Source organism: Arthrobacter sp. 135MFCol5.1 (assembly GCF_000374865.1).
GTDB lineage: Bacteria > Actinomycetota > Actinomycetes > Actinomycetales > Micrococcaceae > Arthrobacter.
In genome coordinates, this window is record NZ_KB895454.1 from 474,296 (window position 1) to 494,342 (window position 20,047).

Here is a 20,047-nt window from a genome sequence, read left to right on the forward strand (position 1 = left end):
GAGCAAGGTGTACTCAAGACGAATCGGGAAAGCGCATTCCCTCTGTTTCCATGATGCACCGCGCCGTTCCGCTTGGCAAGCGCTTTCCGGAAGTAGTTTGAACTGTCATAATGTCCTTAGCCGTTGAGGCCGCCCCGACCACCAGGAGATGCTGTGGCTGCTAGTACCCTTACCGAGGTTGCCCGCCTCGCCGGCGTCTCGCCTGCCACGGCGTCCCGCGTGCTGAACGGCTCCGCCCGGACCCCAGGCAAGGACATTGCCGAGCGCGTCCGCCAGGCGGCGGACTCACTGGGGTACATCCCCAATGCGCAAGCCCAGGGCCTTGCCAAATCCAGCTCGGGCCTGATCGGCCTGATTGTCCACGACATCGCCGACCCGTATTTCGCCGCCATTGCCCGCGGCGTGCAGGATGCCGCTCGGGAACAGCGGAAAATGGTGCTCCTTGCCACGACGGGGGGCGGCCCCGCTGAAGAGAAGGAGGCCGTGGCCGCCTTCGCCGCCCGCCGTGCCGACTCCATCGTGATCGCCGGTTCGCGCTCCTGCCGTGCCGAGGACCAGGAGGGCAACGCACAGCTGGCCGCCGAACTGGACCGCTATTGCCGCAACGGCGGCAGGGTGGCAGTGGTGGGGCATCCCGTGGTGGGCGCCACCGCACTGGAGGGCTACCACGTCGTCGAAGTCCCCAACCAGGAGCTTGCGGGCCGGCTGGCCACCGAGCTTGCCGCCGGCTGGGATGGCGACTTCGTCATCATCGGCGGGCCCGACGGCCTGTACACCTCCGATGACCGGGTCCGGGGTTTCCAGGAAGGCCTGGCACGCGCCGGACACCGCCCGGCAGAGGTGCTCAGGAGCGCTTTCAACCGTTCGGGCGGCTACGAGGCCGGCCTGCAACTGGCCGCACGGATCAAGGCAGCCTCCGCCGGCAACCCTGCCGCGCCGAAGCTTTGCATTTTCGCGGTCAACGACGTGATGGCGATCGGCGCCGCAGCAGCACTGCGGTCCGAGGGGCTGAGGATTCCCCGCGACGCGTCAATCGCTGGTTTCGACGACATCGAAACGCTGCGGGACTTCCGGCCGGCCCTGTCCACCGTGCGCCTGCCGCTCGAAGATATTGGACGGCTGGCAACCAGGGCCACCCGCCCCCGCCCGGCCGGCCAGGACCAGGAAGCAGCGTCCGACGAAGCCGTTACCGGCGAGGTCACGCTGCGGCGCAGCACCGAGGCCGCCGCCGTATGATGCCGCGAAGGATCACCGCGGTTCCGGCCCGCACTGAAGCCGCGGGCCCCCGCCCGGCCATCCTTGTCCTGCCCGGCGGCGGTTACGCGCGCCAGGCGGACCACGAGGCGGAGCCGGTTGCGGAATGGCTCGCAGCGCTGGGCATCCACGCTTTCGTCCTGCGTTACCGAGTGGCGCCGGACCGCCACCCGGCGCCCCTTGAAGACGCCAAGGAGGCCATGCTCTCCATCCGGAGCGGACCGCACGGCCTGGCCGTGGACCACGAGCGTGTGGGCGTCCTGGGATTCTCGGCCGGCGGCCATCTGGCGGCCACGCTGTCCACCGCAGCAGCCACCGGCAACCGGGACCTCGACGTCGATGCCGCCGTCCCGGACCTCTCGGTCCTTTGCTACCCTGTGGTGTCGCTGATCCAGGACACGCACCAGGGGTCGGTGGACAACCTCCTGGGCGGGCTGCCGCCGTCGAACCTTCTTGCGGACCTCTCCGCGGACCGGAACGTGACAGCCCGGACCCCGCCGGCTTTCCTCTGGCACACCGCGGACGACGACGCTGTCCCGGTGGCCAACAGCCTGAACTACGCCAAGGCGCTGATCGCCGCCGGCGTTCCTGCCGAACTGCACGTCTTCCCGGAAGGGCGGCACGGACTCGGACTGGCAGCCGGTGACCCCGGCCCCGGACAGTGGACGTCCTTGTGCGCGTCCTGGCTGGTTCGTGCCGGCTGGGCGGAGCCCACGGCCGCAGCAACCCTCACCGCAGCAGCCGGCCGCCTTTAGCCCCGCCGGTCCACCGCGCGGATGGTCCAGCCCGCCGAGTGGGACTCTCCCGGCTCCAGGTGGATCAGGTCCGTTCCGGAATTGAACGCGTCCGGCGGGCAGGTCATGGGCTCAACCGCGAGGCCCAGCCGGTCCGGACCGACAGGCTTGTCTCCCGTGTGCACCTGGACCCAAGGCCACTCCGGCCCCCATTCAAGCTCCACGCCCGTGCCCGATGGATCCATGACGCGCACGCGCGCCAGTCCGGCAGCGTCGCGGGAGATACCGGTGAAAGCGTGGTCGATCCTGACCGGTCCCAACCTGTGCGGGAGGCGGAAGTCGAAGGCATCCTGCTCCACCTGCCGGATGGCCACCGGGAGCAGCCGGTCCGGGGTGACCTCGAGGTAGGCAACTGCCGGAAGTTCCAGGGACCAGTCATCCAGTGGAGCAGGGCCGGCGACAAGGTAGGGATGGGGGCACACTCCATACGGCGCGGCCCGGGTACCGGTGTTGACGGCGGTGACCGTACCGCGGAGGCCGTCGTCGGAGAGGGAATAGGCGACCGTGAGTTCCAGGCTGCCCGGGTAGCCCGGCCCGGCCGGAACGCGGCAGCCCAGCACCACCCGGTCCGTCGATGCCTCCACAATGTCCCAGGCCTGATGGATGGCCAGCCCGTGCAGGGCCGATCCGCGCTCCGGCTCATTGATGGCGGCCGAATAGGACTGGCCGGCGTACGAATAGGCGCCGTCAGCGAGCCGGTTGGGCCACGGTGCACAGATGACGCCCCGGTAGTCCGGGACCCCGCCCTCCGGCCCAAAGCCCACCACCAGGTTCCGGTCCCCGCAGCGCAGCTCCCGGAGGGCGCCACCGCGGGTGGTCACGACGGCGGTGTAGGGTCCGTGGGTAATGCGGACTTCGGTTCCGGGCATGGCTTCCTCCGCGATGATCTTTGTTAGCGCTAAAACAGCATACGTCATCGAGACGGAATCCGGCTGGCTAGAGTTGCCCCATGGAAGCGGCACCCGACCAGCACCTTATCGCCGCCGTCAGGAGCGCACTGTGGGAGCTGTCCGACCCCGATCGTGCCGCCGGCGCGCAGGCGTACATGAAGTCTTCCGTTCCGTCGCTGGGTGTCCGGGTCCCGGATGTCCGGCGGATCGCGGCGCACGCTACGGCAGAGTTTCCTCCGGCATCAGCCGCCGGGCTGCGCGCCACAGCGCTGCAACTGTGGCGCACGGCAGCGTTCCGGGAAGAACGCTATGCGGCCATCGACCTGACCGGCAACCGGCTGGTTGCCAAAGACCTGGACATGCTGCCGGTGTACGAGGAAATCATCCGCACCGGAGCATGGTGGGATTTCGCGGACGGCGTGTCCGGCAGGATCTGCAACCTGCTGCTGGCTCACCCGGCCGAGATGTCCGCGATGCTGAGGACGTGGAGCCGTGATCCGGACTTTTGGATTCGGCGCGCTTCCATCACATCGCAGCTGCGGGCCAAGGAAGCCACCGATACGGTGCTGCTTGCCGATGTCATTGAACCGAACCTGGCGGACCGGGAATTCTTTATCCGCAAAGCGATCGGCTGGGCGCTGCGCGAGTACGCCAAAACGGCGCCGGAGTGGGTGCAGGAATTCGTCGCCCTGCACGGGCAGGAGATGAGTCCGTTGTCCCGCAGGGAGGCCCTGCGGAGGATCAGCGCCGGCCGGCCGCAGCGTCCCCGCTAAATGACGGGACGTTCGACGACGGGCTCGTGCGACTTCCGGAACAGCCGGCGGGTGCCGGGATCCCAAAAGATCAGGTAAAGCCCAAAGAGCAAGGCGGTCAGGGCAGCCGCAATCCGGGCCAGCAGGAGGGCGAAGCCCAGGTCCTGGGTCTGCAGGTAGGGAAAGACGTCCAGCTGGTCCGAGATTGCGTAGATCATGAAGAACGACACCACGAAGTACAGGGCCTTGACCTGCCAGTCATTACGAATGCCCGTCACGGCGAACAACGGAATCAGCCACACTACATACCAGGACTGGATGATGGGGGCCAGCAGGACCACGGCGGCCAGGCCGAGCGTGAGGCGGCGCATCAGCCGGTCATGGTCGCCCTTGAGGATCTGCCAGGCAAGGATGGCCACGGCAAGCAGCTTGCCGGCGTCGAACACCCAGCCCGCCGGGACTGAGCCGTCGAGGCCGAACGCGTTGGCAAGGGACCCCACCACCATGCCGAGCAGGCCCACCGGGGCATACCAGATGGAGATACTGCCGGGGGCGGAGAGTCCGTTGATCCAGCCGAAGCCGAAGCCGTTGACCAGGCTCATCAGGGCCAGCAACGCCAGGCTCAGGCCGGCCGTGAGCGCCCAGAATGCGATCTTTCGCAGCCACCCCGCGTTCCTGCCCGCCCAGAGGAGGCCGATGAACGGAAGGAACACGATGGTGATGGGCTTGACGGCGATGGACAGCGTGACCAGCGCGACGCCCCGGACCTCCCGGCGGGTCGCGGAGTAGTAGAGCCCGGCAAGGGCCAGCCCGATCATGAGTGAGTCATTGTGCACGCTGGCAATGAAGTTGGTCAGGAAGAGCGGGTTGGCCGCGGTGAGCCACAAGGCCCTGTGCGGGTTGATGCCGTGCAGCTCTGCGAGCCGGGGCACGTAGATCACGCAGAGCACCACGCCGGCCAAGGCAACCAGCCGGAACAGCATGATGCAGGCTTCCGGCTGGACGTTGGTCACCCACACAACGAACTGCTCGATCCAGAGGAACAGCTGGCCGTAGGGAACCGGAGCTTCGGTCCACTGCTTGTCGGCTCCCAGCTGGAAGTAGTTGGACAGGGCGGAAATGCCGTTTTCGTACGGGTTGAACCCTTCCACCATCAGCCGCCCCTGGCCGATGTAGGCATAGACGTCGCGGCTGAACAACGGGACGCTGAACATCATGGGGAGCCCCCACGCCACCACCGCCGCCAACGTGGCGCGACGGGCCTGGCCGCCCCACACCCGGACTTTTTGGCCGAGCCGCAGCCAGGCGCGCACCAGCAGCATGCCCCCTGCCGCGACCAGCACGATGGACAGGGCCACGCCCGGCGCTTCGGTGCGCATCCAGATGAACAGCGGCATGCGGCGGAGTTCGGAGACCGGCGCGAGCCAGCCCACGCCGGCGGAACCGAACATCATGAACATCGACCCGAGGAAGCCGGCAAGCAGTGGAGAGCGGGGATTGTCCACCTCGGCACCGCCCGCCGGGGCAGTACCAGCCGCCGCCATCTCCCCCGCTGCGGGCACAGGCGCCGTCATTTCAGGAATGTCCAATCTTCTTGCGTTTCCGCTCTTACCCGGCGGACCGCGTGGGCGGCCGGGACATCTTCGAAGGCGGCGGGGCGACCCGCCGCGTACCCCAAAATCCTAGCATCGGCGGGGCGTCCGGGGCGGTAACGGTAGGCTGGTCCGGTGCCTATATCTAACGAACGAATCGTCTGGATCGACTGCGAAATGACCGGCCTGGACATCAAGAACGACGCCCTCATCGAGGTGGCAGCCCTGGTCACCGATTCGGAACTGAACATCCTCGGGGACGGTGTCGACGTGGTGATCAAGCCCGAGGACGCGGCCGTCGCCCAGATGTCCGACTTCGTCCGGGACATGCACACCAAGTCCGGGCTCCTGGCGGAACTCCCCCACGGCAAGACCATGGCGGAGGCTGAGGCCGCCGTCATGGAGTACATCTCCGCGTGGGTTCCCGATCCGCGGAAGGCTCCCCTGGGCGGCAACTCCGTGGGCACCGACCGGGTGTTCCTCTCCCGCGACATGCCCGCCGTCGTGGAGCACCTGCACTACCGGGTGATTGACGTCAGCACCATCAAGGAACTCTCCCGCCGCTGGTTCGCGCGGGCGTACTTCCAGTCACCGGCGAAAAAGGGCGGCCACCGGGCACTGGGCGACATCAAGGACTCCATTGATGAACTCCGCTACTACCGCGAAGCGGTGTTCGTGCCGGCGCCGGGCCCTGACAGCGCCACCGCCCAGAAGATCGCCAGGCGCATCACCAGCGGCGACGCTGCCAACCCTGCCGGCGAGTAATCTGCGCCACGTTTGGAGGAAATTTCGCGGAAATCGCCGAAAGTGGACAAAGCACCCCTTCCGAGCAGGTAAGCTATTTGAGTTGCGTTTCCAGGGAGCCGGTAACACGGCCTGACCTTGAAACACATGGTGGGCGTAGCTCAGTTGGCAGAGCGCCTGGTTGTGGTCCAGGAGGTCGCGGGTTCAACCCCCGTCGCTCACCCTCACGGGGCGGCACTTGCAGCCGTCAACAAAGGAGGCCGCACCGGATATCCGGTGCGGCCTCCTTTGTTGTGTCCCACCAAGGTACGTGCAGGGACGCCGGCGCTGCCGGCCCCGAAGCCGAAGGACTAATGCTATGACCGTTCTGCCGATTACCATCTGGGGCGAGCCCGTCCTGCACCGCCGGGCAGCCGAAGTCGAGGTTTTCGACGACGAACTGCGCACCCTGATTGCCGACATGTTCGAGACCAACGACGCCGCCAACGGCGTGGGTCTCGCGGCGCCGCAAGTCGGCGTGGGCAAGCGGATCTTCGTCTACAAGTACGCCAACGACGACGGCGCGCCACCGAGCGGTGTGCTGGTGAACCCTGTCCTCACCCTCTCCAAGGTTTCCGGCGCCGCCCCGGACCCGGACGAGGAAGAAGAGGGCTGCCTGTCCTTCCCGGGCGAGCAGTACCCGCTGAAGCGGGCCGAGTGGGCCCGGGTGGAAGGCTTCGACGGTTTCGGCGAGCCGGTGAAGTTCGAGGCGACGGGCTGGTTTGCCAGGGTCATCCAGCATGAATTCGACCATCTGGACGGCAAGCTGTACGTCAACCGGTTGATGGACCGCTACGCCCGGAAGGCCCTGAAACAGGCCAAGAAGAACGGGTGGGGCGTGCCAGGGCTGACCTGGATGCCCGGCGTCGATCCCGACCCGTTCGGCCACTAAGCGGTTCCCGGGCCGCCCCTCAGCCGGCGGTGATCGTTGGCTGCCCGGGGCAGGATGCCAGCACTTTCTTCATGGCATCCTTCTCCGCCGCAGTCACCCACAGGCCGTAGGCGGCCTTGACGGAGATCTGCCGGGCTACATAGTGGCAGCGGATCGCAGTGTTTTTTGGAAGCCACGTTGCGGCGTCACCGGCACCCTTTTTCTGGTTCGCCTGCCCGTCGGCGGCGATCAGGTTGAGCGGATCGTTGGCGAGGCTCTGGCGTTCCTTTGGGGTCAGGCCCTGTGCTCCCTTTTGCCAGGCGTCGCCCAGGGCCACCACATGGTCGATCTGCACCGCGCTGCTGGTGTCGGCGCCGCGGCGGAATTCAATGGCGTGTCCGGTGTACGGCTCCTGGAAATGACCGCCCGATACCTTGCAGGTGGAACCGTCGGCGAAGATGACTCCCGCGAGGTCGCGCCGCAGGATGTCGTTGCGGGTATCGCACCCGTTCCGGTCCACATCCAGCCACGCCTGGCCGAAGGCTTCCCTGCTGTAGCCGGTATTCGGCGCCCTGCCCTTCACGGCCAGGCCATCCAGGGCAGAAACGGCGGCCCCTCCCGGTACCGGATGGGGCTCCGCCACCGGCTTCATCCAGGCGGCATCGAACACCGGCGCCTCCGTCGGCCCGGCGGCCGCAGGTCCGGCTGCCGCGAACTGTCCGGCGGTGAAGAACCAGAAAAGCGCGGCCACCGCTGAGACGGCGAAGGCGGCCAGCAGACCCCAAGCCTGCCGGGACCGGCGGCGGGCACGGCGGTAGTCGGACCAGCTGACAGTCACGGCGGTGATACCGGATCACTAGTGGGAGGCACCCCACGAGCCTAGGACGGGGAGCCCGGCCGGCGGCCGATATCCACACTGTGGAGGACGGGTGATCCCTCACCCGCCCGCGGCATCTACTGCTCGCGCGTGACCCTCCGGAGGTCCTCCTCCGCGGTGGCCAGGAGTTCCTCGAGTTGGCGGACGCGCTCCTCGCTGGCGTCCCCGGCCTGGTGGGCGGCGCGGGCGCCCTCCAGGAGCCTGAGGGCTTCCTTGTGGTTGGCCTTCGCCACGTCGAGTGCGTGTTCGAGGGTGGTCTCGTGCTGAAGCGTCGATTCGTTGTCCATGCCACCAGTCTGGTCCGGTTTCCCGGCTGATTCCAGTGAACCAGCCGGGAATTGGCAGGACGTGTCGCTTTTGGTCAGACGGCGATGGCGGCCAGGGCGGCCGCGCTTTCCTTGGCAGGGAACGACGGCGGGTTCACGCCGGCCATCTCCTCCATGACCCGGACCACCTGGCAGCTGTAGCCAAATTCGTTGTCGTACCAGACGTAGAGGACCAGGTTCTTGTCCGTGGACACCGTGGCCAGGCCGTCAACGATGCCGGCGCGGCGGGAACCCACGAAGTCGGTGGAGACCACCTCGGGCGAGTCGATGTAGTCGATCTGCTTGCGCAGGTCCGAGTGCAGCGACATCTCGCGCAGGTAGTTGTTCACCTCATCCTTGGTGGTGCCGTTCTCCAGGCTGAGGTTCAGGATGGCCAGGGAGACGTCCGGGGTGGGAACGCGGATGGAGCTGCCGGTCAGCTTGCCCAGGAGCTCGGGCAGGGCCTTGGCCACCGCCTTGGCGGCACCGGTTTCGGTGATGACCATGTTCAGCGCGGCCGAGCGTCCGCGGCGGTCGCCCTTGTGGAAGTTGTCGATCAGGTTCTGGTCGTTGGTGAAGGAGTGCACGGTTTCCACGTGCCCGTGGATCACGCCGAACTTGTCGTTGATGGCCTTCAGGACCGGAGTGATGGCGTTGGTGGTGCAGGAGGCTGCGGACACGATCCGGTCGGAGTCGTCGATGTCCCGGTGGTTGATGCCGTGGACAATGTTCTTCAGTTCACCCTTTCCCGGAGCCGTCAACAGGACGCGTGCAACACCCTTGCTCTGGAGGTGCTGGGACAGTCCTTCGGCGTCGCGCCAGCGGCCCGTGTTGTCCACCACCAGGGCATCCTTGATTCCATAGGCGGTGTAGTCGATGGTGGCGGGATCGTTCGAGTAGATCACCTGGATACGGACGCCGTTGGCCGTAATGGTGTTGGCTTCTTCATCGATCCGGATGGTGCCCTCGAAGGAACCGTGGACCGAGTCCCGGCGGAGCAGGCTGGCCCGCTTGGAAAGGTCGTTGTCGGACCCGCGGCGGACCACGATGGCGCGCAGGCGCAGGCCGTGGCCGCCACCGGCCTTTTCGATCAGCAGGCGTGCCAGGAGCCGGCCGATGCGGCCGAAGCCGTAGAGCACCACATCGGTGCTGGTGCGTTCGTCGCCGCCACGCTTGCCAACGATCTCGGCGAGTTCGGCGCGGAGGAACTCTTCAAGGGTGGCCCCGTTGCCCTCTTCCTTGAATTTCTGGTTCAGGCGGGCGATGTCGATCGCGGCGGCGCCCAGGTCCAGCCCGGCCAGCGTGTTGAGCAGCGGCGCCGTGTCCTCCAGGAGCAGTTCGTCCTTGCTCATCCGGCGCGCGAAGCGATGTGCCTTGAGGATGTTCATGGTGGACTTGTTGATCAGGCTCCGGCCGTGGATGCTGGTCACCACGTTGTTTTCCCGGTACAGCCTGCCGATCACCGGGATCATGGCCTCGGCGAGGGCCTCCCGGCCCATCCACGTATCAAGACAAGAATCAGACGTCTGGCTCACTGAAATACCTTCCTCGGGTCAGCCGTGTACGTCCTCGTACACAGATGTAGGCCACCTGATGATGTCCAGGGGCACCGGCACCTGCAGGGGTCGGCCCCCAGGCACCTGGATCGCGTGCAAAGAAAAACCGCCGGCTGCGAACGCAACTTTCGGCGGTAGAACTCCTGCGTCCGGGATCCATTCTAATTTGGCGCAGCCCCCCGAACACGCCTGCGCTGCGTGAAATCACTCACACGGCTCACCCCGTGGGCTTAGTTGTGGATGGCAGCATACAAGTTGAGGCTGGCGGAAAAGACCACCCAGGAGAAGTACGGCAACACCAGCAGCCCTGCGGTGGCGTCCACCGGGCCGAACCGGACGATCAGGAACGCCAGGGTCGCGGCCAGGGTGCAGATGACGAGGAATGCCGCCCACAAAGCCGCGGCGCCTGCCATGGGGTACATCGCGAAAAACGCCACCGGCCACGCGGCGTTGAGCACGAGTTGGACGGAGTACCCTGCCAGGGCCGGGCCGGTCAATCCACCTTTGCGCCACACCAGCCACGCCGCGGCGGCCACCCCGACGTACAGCACCATCCAGGTGATCCGGAACATCAGCGACGGCGGCATCCACGGCGCCTTGAGCGAGCCGGCATACCAGCCCGTGGAATTGAGGATGATGGGGATCGAGGCAAGCAGCCACGCCGCAGCAGACAGTCCAAGGAAGCCCGCAAAGGCGACAATTTGGGAGCGCAGGCCGGGCAAGGTTCCGGCCGTTCCGGCGGCCGGCCGGAGATCAGTAATAACGGGCACGGTCCAGCATCCCCAACACAGCGCCCAAGGTCAAACCCGATTTTGCGGATGGGACAGCCGGTACGCCGGGTTCTGTTCTCCCCTGCCGTTGCCGGCAAGGGAGCGACGGCCATCCATCTACGAGTACCGTTGCCGGCACCCTCCAGCGGCTTACCCGGACACTCGGGCGGGCAGCCCTCGAACGTGTCCTGTCTAGCCTTGCTCCGGGTGGGGTTTACCTAGCCTTCCCGGTCACCCGGGAAGCTGGTGGTCTCTTACACCACCGTTTCACCCTTACCTGCCCTCTCCGGCCAAGGCCGGACATGCAGGCGGTCTGTTTTCTGTGGCACTGGCCTGCGGGTTACCCCGAGTGGGCGTTACCCACCACCCTGCCCTGCGGAGCCCGGACGTTCCTCGAGCCACTTGCGTGGCGCGCGGCCGTCTGGCTGTCCCATCCGGATCCAGTCTACCGGGCGCCTCCGACCGCTTTTGTCGCCGGTAGGATCGGACGGTGCTGATTCTGCTACCCCCTTCCGAAGGCAAGACACCCGCGCGCCGCGGGTCCGCCGTCGACTGGCCCTCGCTGAGTTTCCCTGAGCTCAATCCCTGCCGCACCAAGGTCCTGGCGGCGCTGGAAGCGGTCAGCGGGCACCCGGACGCCCTCTCGCTGCTGGGCGTGGGCGCCTCCCTGCGGGACGACGTCGAACGCAACACCCGCCTCCACGCTGAGCCGGCCGCGCCGGCACACAGCATCTACTCGGGGGTCCTGTATGACGCCCTGGGATACCGGAGCCTGACGCCCGCGCAGCGGCGCAAGGCCGACGAGTCCGTGCTGGTGGTCTCCGCGCTGTGGGGGGCAATCCGCTTTGGCGACAGCGTGCCCGCCTACCGGCTTTCCATGGGGACGGCGTTGCCCGACGTCGGCCGGCTGGCTTCGTTCTGGAAGGCACAGCTGGATGACACGCTGGGCCGCGCCGCGGAGGGCCATCTGGTGGTTGACTGCCGGTCGAGCACCTACGCGGCCGCCTGGGCGGCGCCGCCGGAGCGTACGGTCACGGTGAACGTCTTTACCGAAGCCGCAGGAGTCCGGAAAGTGGTGAGCCATTTCGCCAAGCACACCCGCGGCGAACTGGCCCGGCACCTGCTGGCCCGCCGCGGGAAGGCTCCGGCTGCGGCCTCTGACCTGCTGAAGGTTGCGCGCGAAAAATGGGACGCGGAGCTGGTGCCGGGTACGGCACGCAGGCCCCATGCCCTGAACATCATCCTGCCGGGCTGAGGCGCCGGCGGTTCAGGACCAGTCGTCCGAGCGGACCAGGATGGCGCCGGAATCCGGGCAGAACACGATGTCATCCGCCGCGGCCGCCTTGATCTCGGCAAGGTCGCCTGGGCTGAGCTTCATCCCCGAGGCCTCCGATGTCCCGTGGAAGAGCCGCGCGGCGCCCACGCCCCGCTTGGCGAGGGTCTTTTCGTAGACGGCCAGCATGCCTGCATCAAGGCCTGCGGCGAATTCGGCGCGCCGGGCCACGAGCCCTTCGGCTTCGGCGGCCACCTCGGCGAGGGCCGCGTCCAGCTCTGCCCGGATCGTGCCGAACGAGCCTTGGATGCCATCAACGATCGCCTGCTGGGCGGCCTGCCGTTCCCGCAACGTGTCCAGCCGCTCCAGGATTTCCAGTTCCACATCTTCGAGGTCTGAGCGCCGCTTGTTCAGCGATTCAATGTCCTTCTGCAGGGCCACCAGGTCCTTGGAGAGCCCGGTTCCGCTGTTGAGCCTGGCCTCGTCGCGTTCGATGCGCGAAGCGACCTGTTCGACGTCGGCTTCCGCCCGCTTGAGCGCGGCTTCAGCGTCATGCACGGCCACCTTGGCAGCGCCCAGTTCTCCGTTGGCCACGGACAGGGCCGCTTCGAGGTCCTTGATCCGGGGATCATTTTCGAGCGTCCGACGGCGGTTGGCGAGGCCGGTCAGCCTGGCGTCCAGTCCTTGCAGTTCGAGCAACTTCAACTGTTCCGCCGGTGCTGCCTTCGCCACTGTTACCTCCGCTTGATCCCTTCCGGCCAGGGCCGGGCACCCTATGGGCGCTTCCTAGACTCTATCGCCTGGGCTGAACCGTTGCCTCGCTGCCGGGCTCAGCCCGGCGTGAGGATGAAGTCCCAAGGATCACTGTTGGTGGTGCTGACCCGGATCTCCAGGTCGTGCCCCTGGTCCGCCAGGACGTTGCCCAGGGCTGCGGCGGCGGCCGGCAACCAGAGCCATTCACTGGCAAAGTGCGAGACGTCCACCAGGTAGGGCCGGCCGTTGAGGGCAGCTTCCCGGGCCTCGGACGCAGGGTGGTGGCGAAGGTCCGCGGTGACGTACACGTCCGCGTTGCTGGCCCTGACCTCGTTGAACAGGGAATCGCCGGCGCCGCCGCACACTGCAATCCGCCGCACCACGCCGTCCTTGTCCCCGGAAACGCGCACACCCCCGGCCACGGAGGGAAGGATGCCGAACACCCGTGCAGCGAAATCGCCCAGGCTCATGGCGTCCGCCAGGTCGCCGACCCGCCCAATGCCTTCCTCCGGCAGCCCGTTGGCCGCCGCGGTGAGCGGGGCAACATCCTGCAGTCCCAGCGCGTCGGCCAGGACATCGGAAACGCCGCCGACGGCGGAGTCGCCGTTGGTGTGCACGGTCAGCAGTGCCGTCCCCGACTCGATCAGCCGGTGGACAGCCCGTCCCTTCGCCGTGGTTGCCGCCACCGACGTGACACCTTTCAGCAGCAGTGGATGGTGGGTAATGAGGAGGCCGGCACCCCACTCAACGGCTTCTTCGATGACCTCCAGGGTGGGGTCCACCGCGAACATCACCTTGCTGACGGGCGCGGACGGGTGGCCTGCCACGAGCCCCACTTCGTCCCAGTTCTCCGCCAGCGATTCGGGCCACAGTTCCTCAACGGCAAGCAACAATTCGGCCAGGGTGGGAGCCTCGGGGGCACTGTCCTGGCCCAGCGCGTCGGAGGAGGCTTCGCCGTCGTGATCTGCCTGGCCGGTAACGTCGGTGTCCACAGGTTCCATAGTCTTAGTTTTACCCCATCGCCTTCCCGGCGCCGCATGTTGCGGTGCCCGGAAGGACCGGCGGGAATCATCCGGGGCCGTCAACCATTGAAGAGGTCATGAAAACTTTTGTTCTTGGCGGGGGCTGCTTCTGGTGCCTCGACGCTGTCTACCAGAAGACCAGGGGCGTCACCTCGGTGGTGTCCGGTTATACCGGCGGCCACGATCCCCATCCCGACTACTACTCGGTGTGCAGCGGCACCACCGGCCACGCGGAGGTTGTGGCAGTGACCTTCGACGAGGAGGTCATTCCGGCCGAAGTCATCCTGGACATGTTCTTTGCCCTGCACGACCCCACCACGCTCAACCGCCAGGGGTACGACGTGGGTACCCAGTACCGTTCCTCCATGTTCTACGAGACAACGGAGGAAAAGATCCTGTTCGAGGAAGCGATCGAACGCAACCAGGCGCTGTGGAAGCACCCCATCGTCACCGAAGTCAGCCGCCTGCCGCGGTTCCACGTGGCGGAGGAATTCCACCAGGACTACTACGCCAAGCACCCGGAACAGGGGTACTGCCAGGTGATCATCAACCCCAAGCTGGCCAAGGCCAGGAAATATTACTCTGCATGGCTTAACGCTTAGCCTGCGTTACGCGGCCTCGTTAGGCTGACCTCAGTATTCACCCCTTAGAGATAGGCGTATGTACATGGCACGGATCTATGACGATGTAACGCAACTGGTCGGCGGGACCCCGCTGGTTCGGTTGAACCGGCTCAGCGAGGGACTGGACGCCACCGTTGCGGTCAAGCTGGAGTTCTACAACCCGGCCAACAGCGTCAAGGACCGTATCGGCGTCGCCATCATCGACGCCGCGGAAAAGTCGGGTGCACTGAAGCCCGGCGGCACCATCGTCGAGGGCACCTCCGGCAACACGGGCATCGCCCTGGCCATGGTCGGTGCCGCGCGCGGCTACAAGGTCATCCTCACCATGCCGGAAACCATGTCCACCGAACGCCGCGTCATGCTGCGCGCCTTCGGCGCCGAGATCGTGCTGACCCCGGGCTCCGAGGGTATGCGCGGAGCCGTGGAAAAGGCCCAAGAGATTGTGGCCAACACGGAGAACTCCATCTGGGCACAGCAGTTTGCCAACGAAGCCAACCCGGAGATCCACCGGAAGACCACCGCAGAAGAGGTCTGGGCCGACACCGACGGTGCCGTTGACATCTTCGTGGCGGGCGTCGGCACCGGCGGAACCATCACCGGCGTCGGACAGGTGCTGAAGGAGCGCAAGCCCGGCGTGCAGATCGTGGCCGTGGAACCCAAGGACTCCCCCATCCTTAACGGCGGCGCTCCTGGCCCGCACAAGATCCAGGGCCTCGGCGCGAACTTTGTTCCGGAACTGCTGGACACCACCGTCTACGATGAGGTCATCGACGCTTCGCTTGAGGACTCGGTCCGCGTTGCCCGCGAGCTGGGCATCAAGGAAGGCATCCTGGGCGGCATCTCCTCGGGCGCCATCGTCTGGGGTGCGCTGGAACTGGCCAAGCGCCCCGAAAACGCGGGCAAGCTGATCGTGGCCGTGGTCTGCGACTTCGGTGAGCGTTACATCTCCACCGTGCTCTATGACGACATCCGGGGCTAAGCAGACTGAGCTGCCCGCCCATTTCCTGTAGAAAGAACTTTGTGGGCTTTTTCGCAAGACTGAAGGAAGACCTCGAGGCCGCCCGGTCCCACGACCCGGCGGCTCGAGGTTCTTTTGAGAACTTTTTCGCCTATTCCGGCCTGCACGCCATCTGGATCCATCGGCTGACCCACCGCTTGTGGCAGAACCCTGCCCTGCGTTTTCCGGCGCGGCTCCTGTCGCAGCTGGGCAGGTTTGCCACCGGCATCGAGATCCATCCGGGTGCCACCATCGGCCGCAGGTTCTTCATCGACCACGGCATGGGGGTGGTGATCGGTGAGACCGCGGAAATTGGCGAGGACGTGATGATCTACCACGGCGTCACGCTGGGCGGCCGCTCGCTGGCCCGGATTAAACGCCACCCCACCATCGGGGACCGCGTGACGATCGGTGCGGGAGCCAAAATCCTGGGGCCCATTACCATTGGCCGGGACAGCGCGGTCGGTGCCAACGCGGTCGTGGTCAAGGACGCGCCGCCGGAGTCGATCGTTACCGGCGTTCCTGCCAAGTGGCGGCACCGCGATGCGCAGCGGGAAACCAAACCCGCAGTGGATCCGGCCGAATACGATATCGAGTACCGGATCTAGGGTCCGGCGTTGCCTGGACGAAGTTCGGGCCCTAGCTTGGACCCTGTCCTGTTAGCCGGGGAAGCGCTTGTAGATGTTCCACAGCACGGTGTCGAAGGCGCGGTCCGGAAGCAGCCGGCGCAACAGCAGGATGGCCCGTGCGCCCTTGCCCACCGGGTAGCGGGTCCTGGGCCGAGGCGAGGTGGCGGCATGAACGATTGCGTCCGCTATCACGGCGGGGTGCGAGGACAACGCCGAACCGTCGGTTGAAGCCAGCGCTGCCGCCACCACCTTGGCCTGGGCGGCGTACGGTCCGGTCCCCGAATTCGCCAGCAGGCCCTCCGCGGAGATGGCGCCCCACTCGGACTGGGTGCCGCCCGGTTCGATGATGGAGACGTCGATGCCGTGTGGCTTGAGTTCTACCCGGAGCGAATCGCTAAGGCCCTCAACGGCGAACTTGGTGGCGTGGTACCAGGCGCCCAGGGGCTCGTACATCTTTCCGCCGATCGAGGAGATATTAATGATCCGCCCCCGGCCGGCGGCCCGCATGGCCGGCAGCACGAGCTGCGTCATCCGTGCCAAGCCAAACAGGTTGACGTCGAACTGCCGGCGGCCCTCCGCCAATTCGACGTCCTCAAGCGAGCCGTAGGATCCGTAGCCGGCGTTGTTGACCAGCACGTCGATCCGGCCGTGGGCCGACAGGACTTCCCCGACGGCGGCGACCATCGTCGCCTCGTCCGTCACGTCAAGCGCCAGGGTCCGGACGCCGTCGGCCTTGAGCGGTTCCATCTTCTCCACCCGGCGTGCGCCAGCGTACACGGTGAATCCGCGGGCTGCGAGCTTCCGGGCAGCTTCGAAGCCGATTCCAGTGGACGCACCGGTGACGAAAGCGACGGGCTGGTTCATGGCGGACTCCTTGGGACGCCGCCCCGGAGGGAGGGCGGGCTGCGCGGATCAGGGGCGGTGCGGCCGGAAATGCCGACGGCCGGCGCCCCCAGAGTATCGGGAAGCGCCGGCCGCCGCGCCGGAAGCGCCGTGGGCTAGTGCGTGTCGACTGCCGAAATTTCGGACTTGTCCTCGCCCCAGAGGGTGTGGAACGTGCCTTCGGTGTCCACACGGCCGTAGGTGTGGGCGCCGAAGAGGTCGCGCTGGCCCTGGATCAGGGCGGCGGCAACGCGCTTGCGGCGCAGGCCGTCGTAGTAGGCCAGCGAGGAGGAGAACACCGGCACCGGGATGCCAAGCTGCACGGCGGTGGCTACTACCCGCCGCCACGCCGGGAGGGCGTCGCCAATGGCCTTGGTGAACGCCGGTGCGAACAGCAGGTTTGCGGGCTTCTCGTCCGCAGCGTAGGCCTTGGTGATGTCCTTGAGGAGCTCCGCGCGGATGATGCAGCCGGCGCGCCACAGGGAAGCGATTTCGTCCAGCTTGAGGTCCCAGCCGTATTCCTTGGCTGCCGAGGTCAGCATGTCCAGGCCCTGCGCGTAGGAGACCAGCTTGGAGGCGTAGAGCGCCTGGCGGACATCCTCAACGAACGTCTCGGGGATCTCAACCGTTGCCTCGTTGCCCGCCAGCAGCTCCTGGCCAAGCTTGCGCTGGGCAGCCTGGGAGGAGAGCGCACGGGCGAAGACCGATTCGGCGATGCCGGACACGGGGGAACCGAGCTCCAGGGCCGAGATCACGGTCCAGCGTCCAGTGCCCTTCTGGCCCGCGGCGTCGACGACGACATCCACGAACGGCTTGCCGGTCTTGGCATCGACGTGGCCCAGGACCTCGGCGGAGATCTCGATCAGGAAGGACGAGAGTTCGCCCTGGTTCCACTCGGAGAAGATCTTTGCCTGCTCGGCCGGTTCGATGCCGGCACCGGAGCGCAGGAGGTCGAAGGCCTCGCCGATGACCTGCATGTCTGCGTATTCGATGCCGTTGTGGACCATTTTGACGAAGTGGCCGGCGCCATCGGTGCCAATCCACGCGCAGCAGGGCTCACCGTCCACCTTTGCCGAAATCTTTTCCAGCAGCGGACCCAGGGCCTTGTACGACTCCTTGGAGCCGCCGGGCATGATGGACGGACCGTTCAAGGCACCCTCTTCGCCGCCGGAGACGCCGACGCCCACGAAGTGCAGATCCTTCTTGGCCAGCGCGGCTTCCCGGCGGCGGGTGTCCTCGTAGTGTGAGTTGCCGGCGTCGATGATGATGTCGCCCGGTTCCAGCAACGGTTCCAGCTGCTCGATCACCGAATCGACCGGCTTTCCGGCTTTGACCATGATCAGCACCCGGCGCGGCTTCTCCAGGGAATCGACCAGCTCCTGCAGGGATTCGGTCCGGATGAAATCGCCCTCCGAGCCGTGCTTCTCCAGCAGTGCGTCGGTCTTTTCCACCGACCGGTTGTGCAGGGCAACCGTGAACCCGTTGCGGGCGAGGTTGCGGGCAAGGTTGGCGCCCATCACTGCGAGGCCGGTGACACCGATGTGTGCAGACATCAATAACTCCAATTCATTGTTTGCCCCGGATCCAGGTTCCGGTGCGGGGTGGGACGCCGGGGCATATCAGGGGGTCGGAATAAAGCATATATATTCTGGCGGTGACGCGAAAGTAACGTCCGCGTCATGAAACCGATTGTGTCGCTGCCAGTCTAGGACTGCCGCACTCCCCTGTCCCGGCCGTCCGGGTCAGCCGGCAATCCCGCATCCGCCAGCAACTAGGCTTACAGCATGACCAGCAGCCTCCACCACCGTGCCATCGAGAACCTGGGCACCCGGATCATCTCAGGGGATCTCCCCGCCGGACACGTCATGCTCGCCGAGCAGCTGGAGGATGAACTGAAGGTTTCCCGCTCCGTAATCCGTGAAGCCGTGCGCGTCCTGCAGTCCCTGGGGCTGGTGGAAACCACCAAGCGGGTGGGGATCCGGGTGTTGCCCTCAAGCCGCTGGAACCCCTTTGACCCGCAGGTGATCCGGTGGCGGCTGGCCAGCGATGCGCGCGGAGCCCAGCTTCGCTCCCTCGCCGAACTCCGTGCCGCCGTCGAACCTGCAGCCGCCGAACTGGCGGCAGAGAACGCGCCGGCGCCGCTGCGCCTGGAACTCGTGGATGTTGCCCGCGCCATGCGGGAGGCCGGCAACAAGGGCGAGGTTGCCCGCTTCCTGGAACTGGATATCCGCTTCCATTCGCTGCTGCTCTCCGGCTCCGGCAACGAGATGTTCGCCAACCTGATGGGGCAGGTGGCCGAAACACTGACGGGCCGGACGGTGCACGGCCTGATGCCGGACCATCCCCACCAGACCGCCCTGCAATGGCACGAAGATGTGGCAGAGGCGATCGCCAAGGGCGACGCTCCCGCTGCCCGCGAGGCATCGGACCGGATCATGCGGCGGACCATGTCACAGATGGCTGACACCTGGACGGAGCAACCGCGGGTGTTCATCCCCGTCCGGCAGTAACGGTCAGCTGCTTCCGTTCCCGTCGAAGCTGAGGAGGACTTTGCCGGAGCTGGTGGAGTCCTTGGCCATCTCGAAGGCGTGCAGGGCGTCCTCCACGGGGTATTGGTGGGTGATGACGGGGCTGATGTGCAGGGACCGGTCGGCAAGCGCCGCGATGACCTGGTCGATTTCGTCGTTGAAGCGGAAGGAGCCTTTGAGGTCCAGTTCGCGGGTGATGGCCAGCGAGATGGGCAGCGGTTGCATGCCGGTGGGCAGCAGCCCCACCATGACCACGGTCCCGCCGCGGACCGCGCCGCGGATGGCGGAGGCCAGTCCGTGGTGGTTGCCGGAGGATTCGATCACCACATCGGCCTCCACGGCGGCGATCGCTTCGGTGTCTGCGGCGTTGATGACCTGGTCCGCACCGACGGCCTGGGCGATCTCCAGCGGCTTGGGATGGAGGTCCACAGCGGTGATGTGCGCGGCTCCAGCGCGTTTGAGGACCGCGACGGCGAGGGCACCGATGGGGCCGGAGCCGATCACCAGCGCGGTCTTCCCGGCCACGTCCCCGGCCCGGGAGACGGCGTGCCAGGCCACGGACGCGGGTTCGACCAGGGCGGCTGTGCGCAGGTCGATGCCCTCGGGCAGGGCCCGCAGCATCCGGGCCGGCAGGTTCACGTACCGGCTGAAGGCGCCGTCGGTGTGCGGGTAGCGGGCGGCGCTGCCCAGGTAGGTGCACCCGGGTGAGAGGTTGGGCCGGTCCACAGGGTACCTGGCCGCGCCCGGACCGGGGGTGGCGGGGTGGACGGCGACGGCGGTTCCGGGCTGCGGCCCCTGGCCGTTGGCGGCGGCGCGGACCACCACGCCGGAGATTTCGTGGCCCAGCACCAGGGGCGCCTTCAGGATGGATTCCCCGGCCGCACCGTGCAGCCAGT

Annotated in this window: 21 protein-coding genes, 1 tRNA gene and 1 other RNA gene; 11 read left to right on the plus strand and 12 right to left on the minus strand. The window is 66.7% G+C overall.

Going from position 1 to position 20,047, the window contains the following annotated elements; translation table 11 throughout:
- The first annotated feature begins 153 nt into the window (after positions 1–153).
- Positions 154–1,236: a LacI family DNA-binding transcriptional regulator gene (locus C563_RS0108425; protein ID WP_018761602.1), complete on the plus strand. Its 1,083-nt coding sequence runs from the start codon at positions 154–156 to the stop codon at positions 1,234–1,236.
- Positions 1,233–2,009 (plus strand): alpha/beta hydrolase, encoded by a 777-nt coding sequence (locus C563_RS20990; RefSeq protein ID WP_018761603.1) that lies wholly within the window; start codon positions 1,233–1,235, stop codon positions 2,007–2,009. The genes C563_RS0108425 and C563_RS20990 overlap by 4 nt, the downstream gene beginning before the upstream one ends.
- On the opposite strand, the gene C563_RS0108435 is transcribed toward C563_RS20990, so the two are convergent.
- Positions 2,006–2,917 (minus strand): aldose 1-epimerase family protein, encoded by a 912-nt coding sequence (locus C563_RS0108435; RefSeq protein WP_018761604.1) that lies wholly within the window; start codon positions 2,915–2,917, stop codon positions 2,006–2,008. The two genes, C563_RS20990 and C563_RS0108435, sit on opposite strands and share 4 nt — an antisense overlap.
- A gap of 80 nt (positions 2,918–2,997) precedes the next feature.
- On the opposite strand from C563_RS0108435, the gene C563_RS0108440 reads away from it, so the two are divergent.
- Complete coding sequence (locus tag C563_RS0108440; RefSeq protein WP_018761605.1) at positions 2,998–3,711, plus strand: DNA alkylation repair protein; 714 nt, start codon at positions 2,998–3,000, stop codon at positions 3,709–3,711.
- On the opposite strand, the gene mptB is transcribed toward C563_RS0108440, so the two are convergent.
- The gene (gene mptB / locus C563_RS0108445) at positions 3,708–5,264 is read right to left on the minus strand and encodes a polyprenol phosphomannose-dependent alpha 1,6 mannosyltransferase MptB (RefSeq protein WP_026264543.1); all 1,557 of its coding nucleotides are present in this window, start codon (positions 5,262–5,264) and stop codon (positions 3,708–3,710) included. The genes C563_RS0108440 and mptB overlap by 4 nt on opposite strands.
- A gap of 153 nt (positions 5,265–5,417) precedes the next feature.
- On the opposite strand from mptB, the gene orn reads away from it, so the two are divergent.
- From orn to def, 3 genes are all read left to right on the plus strand, one after another.
- On the plus strand, positions 5,418–6,047 hold the full coding sequence (gene orn, locus C563_RS0108450; RefSeq protein ID WP_081624126.1) for an oligoribonuclease: 630 nt from the start codon (positions 5,418–5,420) through the stop codon (positions 6,045–6,047).
- 129 nt (positions 6,048–6,176) lie between these two features.
- A tRNA-His gene (locus C563_RS0108455) sits at positions 6,177–6,249 on the plus strand.
- A gap of 135 nt (positions 6,250–6,384) precedes the next feature.
- Complete coding sequence (gene def, locus C563_RS0108460; RefSeq protein WP_018761608.1) at positions 6,385–6,957, plus strand: peptide deformylase; 573 nt, start codon at positions 6,385–6,387, stop codon at positions 6,955–6,957.
- Positions 6,958–6,976: 19 nt separating this feature from the next.
- On the opposite strand, the gene C563_RS0108465 is transcribed toward def, so the two are convergent.
- The 5 genes from C563_RS0108465 to rnpB form a co-directional block, all read right to left on the minus strand.
- On the minus strand, positions 6,977–7,774 hold the full coding sequence (locus C563_RS0108465; protein WP_018761609.1) for an HNH endonuclease family protein: 798 nt from the start codon (positions 7,772–7,774) through the stop codon (positions 6,977–6,979).
- Positions 7,775–7,890: 116 nt separating this feature from the next.
- Positions 7,891–8,100 carry a hypothetical protein gene (locus C563_RS0108470; RefSeq protein ID WP_018761610.1) on the minus strand — a complete coding sequence of 70 codons (210 nt, stop codon included), beginning with the start codon at positions 8,098–8,100 and terminating at the stop codon, positions 7,891–7,893.
- Between the two features lie 74 nt (positions 8,101–8,174).
- The gene (locus C563_RS0108475; RefSeq protein ID WP_081624127.1) at positions 8,175–9,653 is read right to left on the minus strand and encodes a glyceraldehyde-3-phosphate dehydrogenase; all 1,479 of its coding nucleotides are present in this window, start codon (positions 9,651–9,653) and stop codon (positions 8,175–8,177) included.
- Positions 9,654–9,904: 251 nt separating this feature from the next.
- A complete protein-coding gene (locus tag C563_RS0108480) occupies positions 9,905–10,444 on the minus strand; it encodes a TspO/MBR family protein (protein WP_026264545.1) in 540 nt (179 codons plus the stop codon).
- A gap of 45 nt (positions 10,445–10,489) precedes the next feature.
- An RNA gene (gene rnpB / locus C563_RS21850) (RNase P RNA component class A) lies at positions 10,490–10,877 on the minus strand.
- A gap of 57 nt (positions 10,878–10,934) precedes the next feature.
- Between rnpB and C563_RS0108485 the strand changes: the two genes are divergently transcribed.
- Positions 10,935–11,699, plus strand: a complete 765-nt coding sequence (locus tag C563_RS0108485) for a YaaA family protein (protein ID WP_018761613.1) — start codon at positions 10,935–10,937, stop codon at positions 11,697–11,699.
- 12 nt (positions 11,700–11,711) lie between these two features.
- Here the strand turns inward: C563_RS0108485 and C563_RS0108490 are convergent, their stop codons facing one another.
- Both C563_RS0108490 and C563_RS0108495 read right to left on the minus strand, forming a co-directional pair.
- Complete coding sequence (locus C563_RS0108490) at positions 11,712–12,449, minus strand: zinc ribbon domain-containing protein (RefSeq protein WP_018761614.1); 738 nt, start codon at positions 12,447–12,449, stop codon at positions 11,712–11,714.
- A gap of 98 nt (positions 12,450–12,547) precedes the next feature.
- On the minus strand, positions 12,548–13,471 hold the full coding sequence (locus tag C563_RS0108495) for a Nif3-like dinuclear metal center hexameric protein (RefSeq protein ID WP_026264547.1): 924 nt from the start codon (positions 13,469–13,471) through the stop codon (positions 12,548–12,550).
- Positions 13,472–13,569: 98 nt separating this feature from the next.
- On the opposite strand from C563_RS0108495, the gene msrA reads away from it, so the two are divergent.
- The 3 genes from msrA to epsC all read left to right on the plus strand — a co-directional run bounded on the left by msrA (position 13,570) and on the right by epsC (position 15,720).
- Positions 13,570–14,094 carry a peptide-methionine (S)-S-oxide reductase MsrA gene (msrA, locus tag C563_RS0108500; RefSeq protein ID WP_018761616.1) on the plus strand — a complete coding sequence of 175 codons (525 nt, stop codon included), beginning with the start codon at positions 13,570–13,572 and terminating at the stop codon, positions 14,092–14,094.
- A gap of 64 nt (positions 14,095–14,158) precedes the next feature.
- Positions 14,159–15,094: a cysteine synthase A gene (cysK, locus tag C563_RS0108505; protein ID WP_026264549.1), complete on the plus strand. Its 936-nt coding sequence runs from the start codon at positions 14,159–14,161 to the stop codon at positions 15,092–15,094.
- Between the two features lie 41 nt (positions 15,095–15,135).
- Positions 15,136–15,720 (plus strand): serine O-acetyltransferase EpsC, encoded by a 585-nt coding sequence (gene epsC, locus C563_RS0108510; RefSeq protein WP_018761618.1) that lies wholly within the window; start codon positions 15,136–15,138, stop codon positions 15,718–15,720.
- Positions 15,721–15,771: 51 nt separating this feature from the next.
- Here epsC and C563_RS0108515 read toward each other — a convergent pair whose 3' ends face one another.
- Positions 15,772–16,605 (minus strand): oxidoreductase, encoded by an 834-nt coding sequence (locus C563_RS0108515; protein ID WP_018761619.1) that lies wholly within the window; start codon positions 16,603–16,605, stop codon positions 15,772–15,774.
- 134 nt (positions 16,606–16,739) lie between these two features.
- Positions 16,740–18,176 carry an NADP-dependent phosphogluconate dehydrogenase gene (gndA, locus tag C563_RS0108520; RefSeq protein WP_018761620.1) on the minus strand — a complete coding sequence of 479 codons (1,437 nt, stop codon included), beginning with the start codon at positions 18,174–18,176 and terminating at the stop codon, positions 16,740–16,742.
- Between the two features lie 231 nt (positions 18,177–18,407).
- Between gndA and C563_RS0108525 the strand changes: the two genes are divergently transcribed.
- Entirely contained in the window at positions 18,408–19,133 is a 726-nt protein-coding gene (locus tag C563_RS0108525; protein ID WP_018761621.1) for a FadR/GntR family transcriptional regulator, read from the plus strand.
- A gap of 3 nt (positions 19,134–19,136) precedes the next feature.
- On the opposite strand, the gene C563_RS0108530 is transcribed toward C563_RS0108525, so the two are convergent.
- Positions 19,137–20,047 (minus strand): L-idonate 5-dehydrogenase (locus tag C563_RS0108530; protein WP_018761622.1); only part of this gene is annotated, 911 nt, incomplete at its 5' end.

Coding starts and splice junctions, on each gene's coding strand:
- def (WP_018761608.1), top strand. CDS start 6,385: ATGACCGTTCTGCCGATTACCATCTGGGGCGAGCCCGTCCTGCACCGC.
- C563_RS0108470 (WP_018761610.1), bottom strand. CDS start 8,100: ATGGACAACGAATCGACGCTTCAGCACGAGACCACCCTCGAACACGCA.
- gndA (WP_018761620.1), bottom strand. CDS start 18,176: ATGTCTGCACACATCGGTGTCACCGGCCTCGCAGTGATGGGCGCCAAC.
- C563_RS0108435 (WP_018761604.1), bottom strand. CDS start 2,917: ATGCCCGGAACCGAAGTCCGCATTACCCACGGACCCTACACCGCCGTC.
- C563_RS0108515 (WP_018761619.1), bottom strand. CDS start 16,605: ATGAACCAGCCCGTCGCTTTCGTCACCGGTGCGTCCACTGGAATCGGC.
- mptB (WP_026264543.1), bottom strand. CDS start 5,264: ATGACGGCGCCTGTGCCCGCAGCGGGGGAGATGGCGGCGGCTGGTACT.
- msrA (WP_018761616.1), top strand. CDS start 13,570: ATGAAAACTTTTGTTCTTGGCGGGGGCTGCTTCTGGTGCCTCGACGCT.
- C563_RS0108525 (WP_018761621.1), top strand. CDS start 18,408: ATGACCAGCAGCCTCCACCACCGTGCCATCGAGAACCTGGGCACCCGG.
- cysK (WP_026264549.1), top strand. CDS start 14,159: ATGGCACGGATCTATGACGATGTAACGCAACTGGTCGGCGGGACCCCG.
- C563_RS0108495 (WP_026264547.1), bottom strand. CDS start 13,471: ATGGAACCTGTGGACACCGACGTTACCGGCCAGGCAGATCACGACGGC.
- C563_RS0108440 (WP_018761605.1), top strand. CDS start 2,998: ATGGAAGCGGCACCCGACCAGCACCTTATCGCCGCCGTCAGGAGCGCA.
- C563_RS20990 (WP_018761603.1), top strand. CDS start 1,233: ATGATGCCGCGAAGGATCACCGCGGTTCCGGCCCGCACTGAAGCCGCG.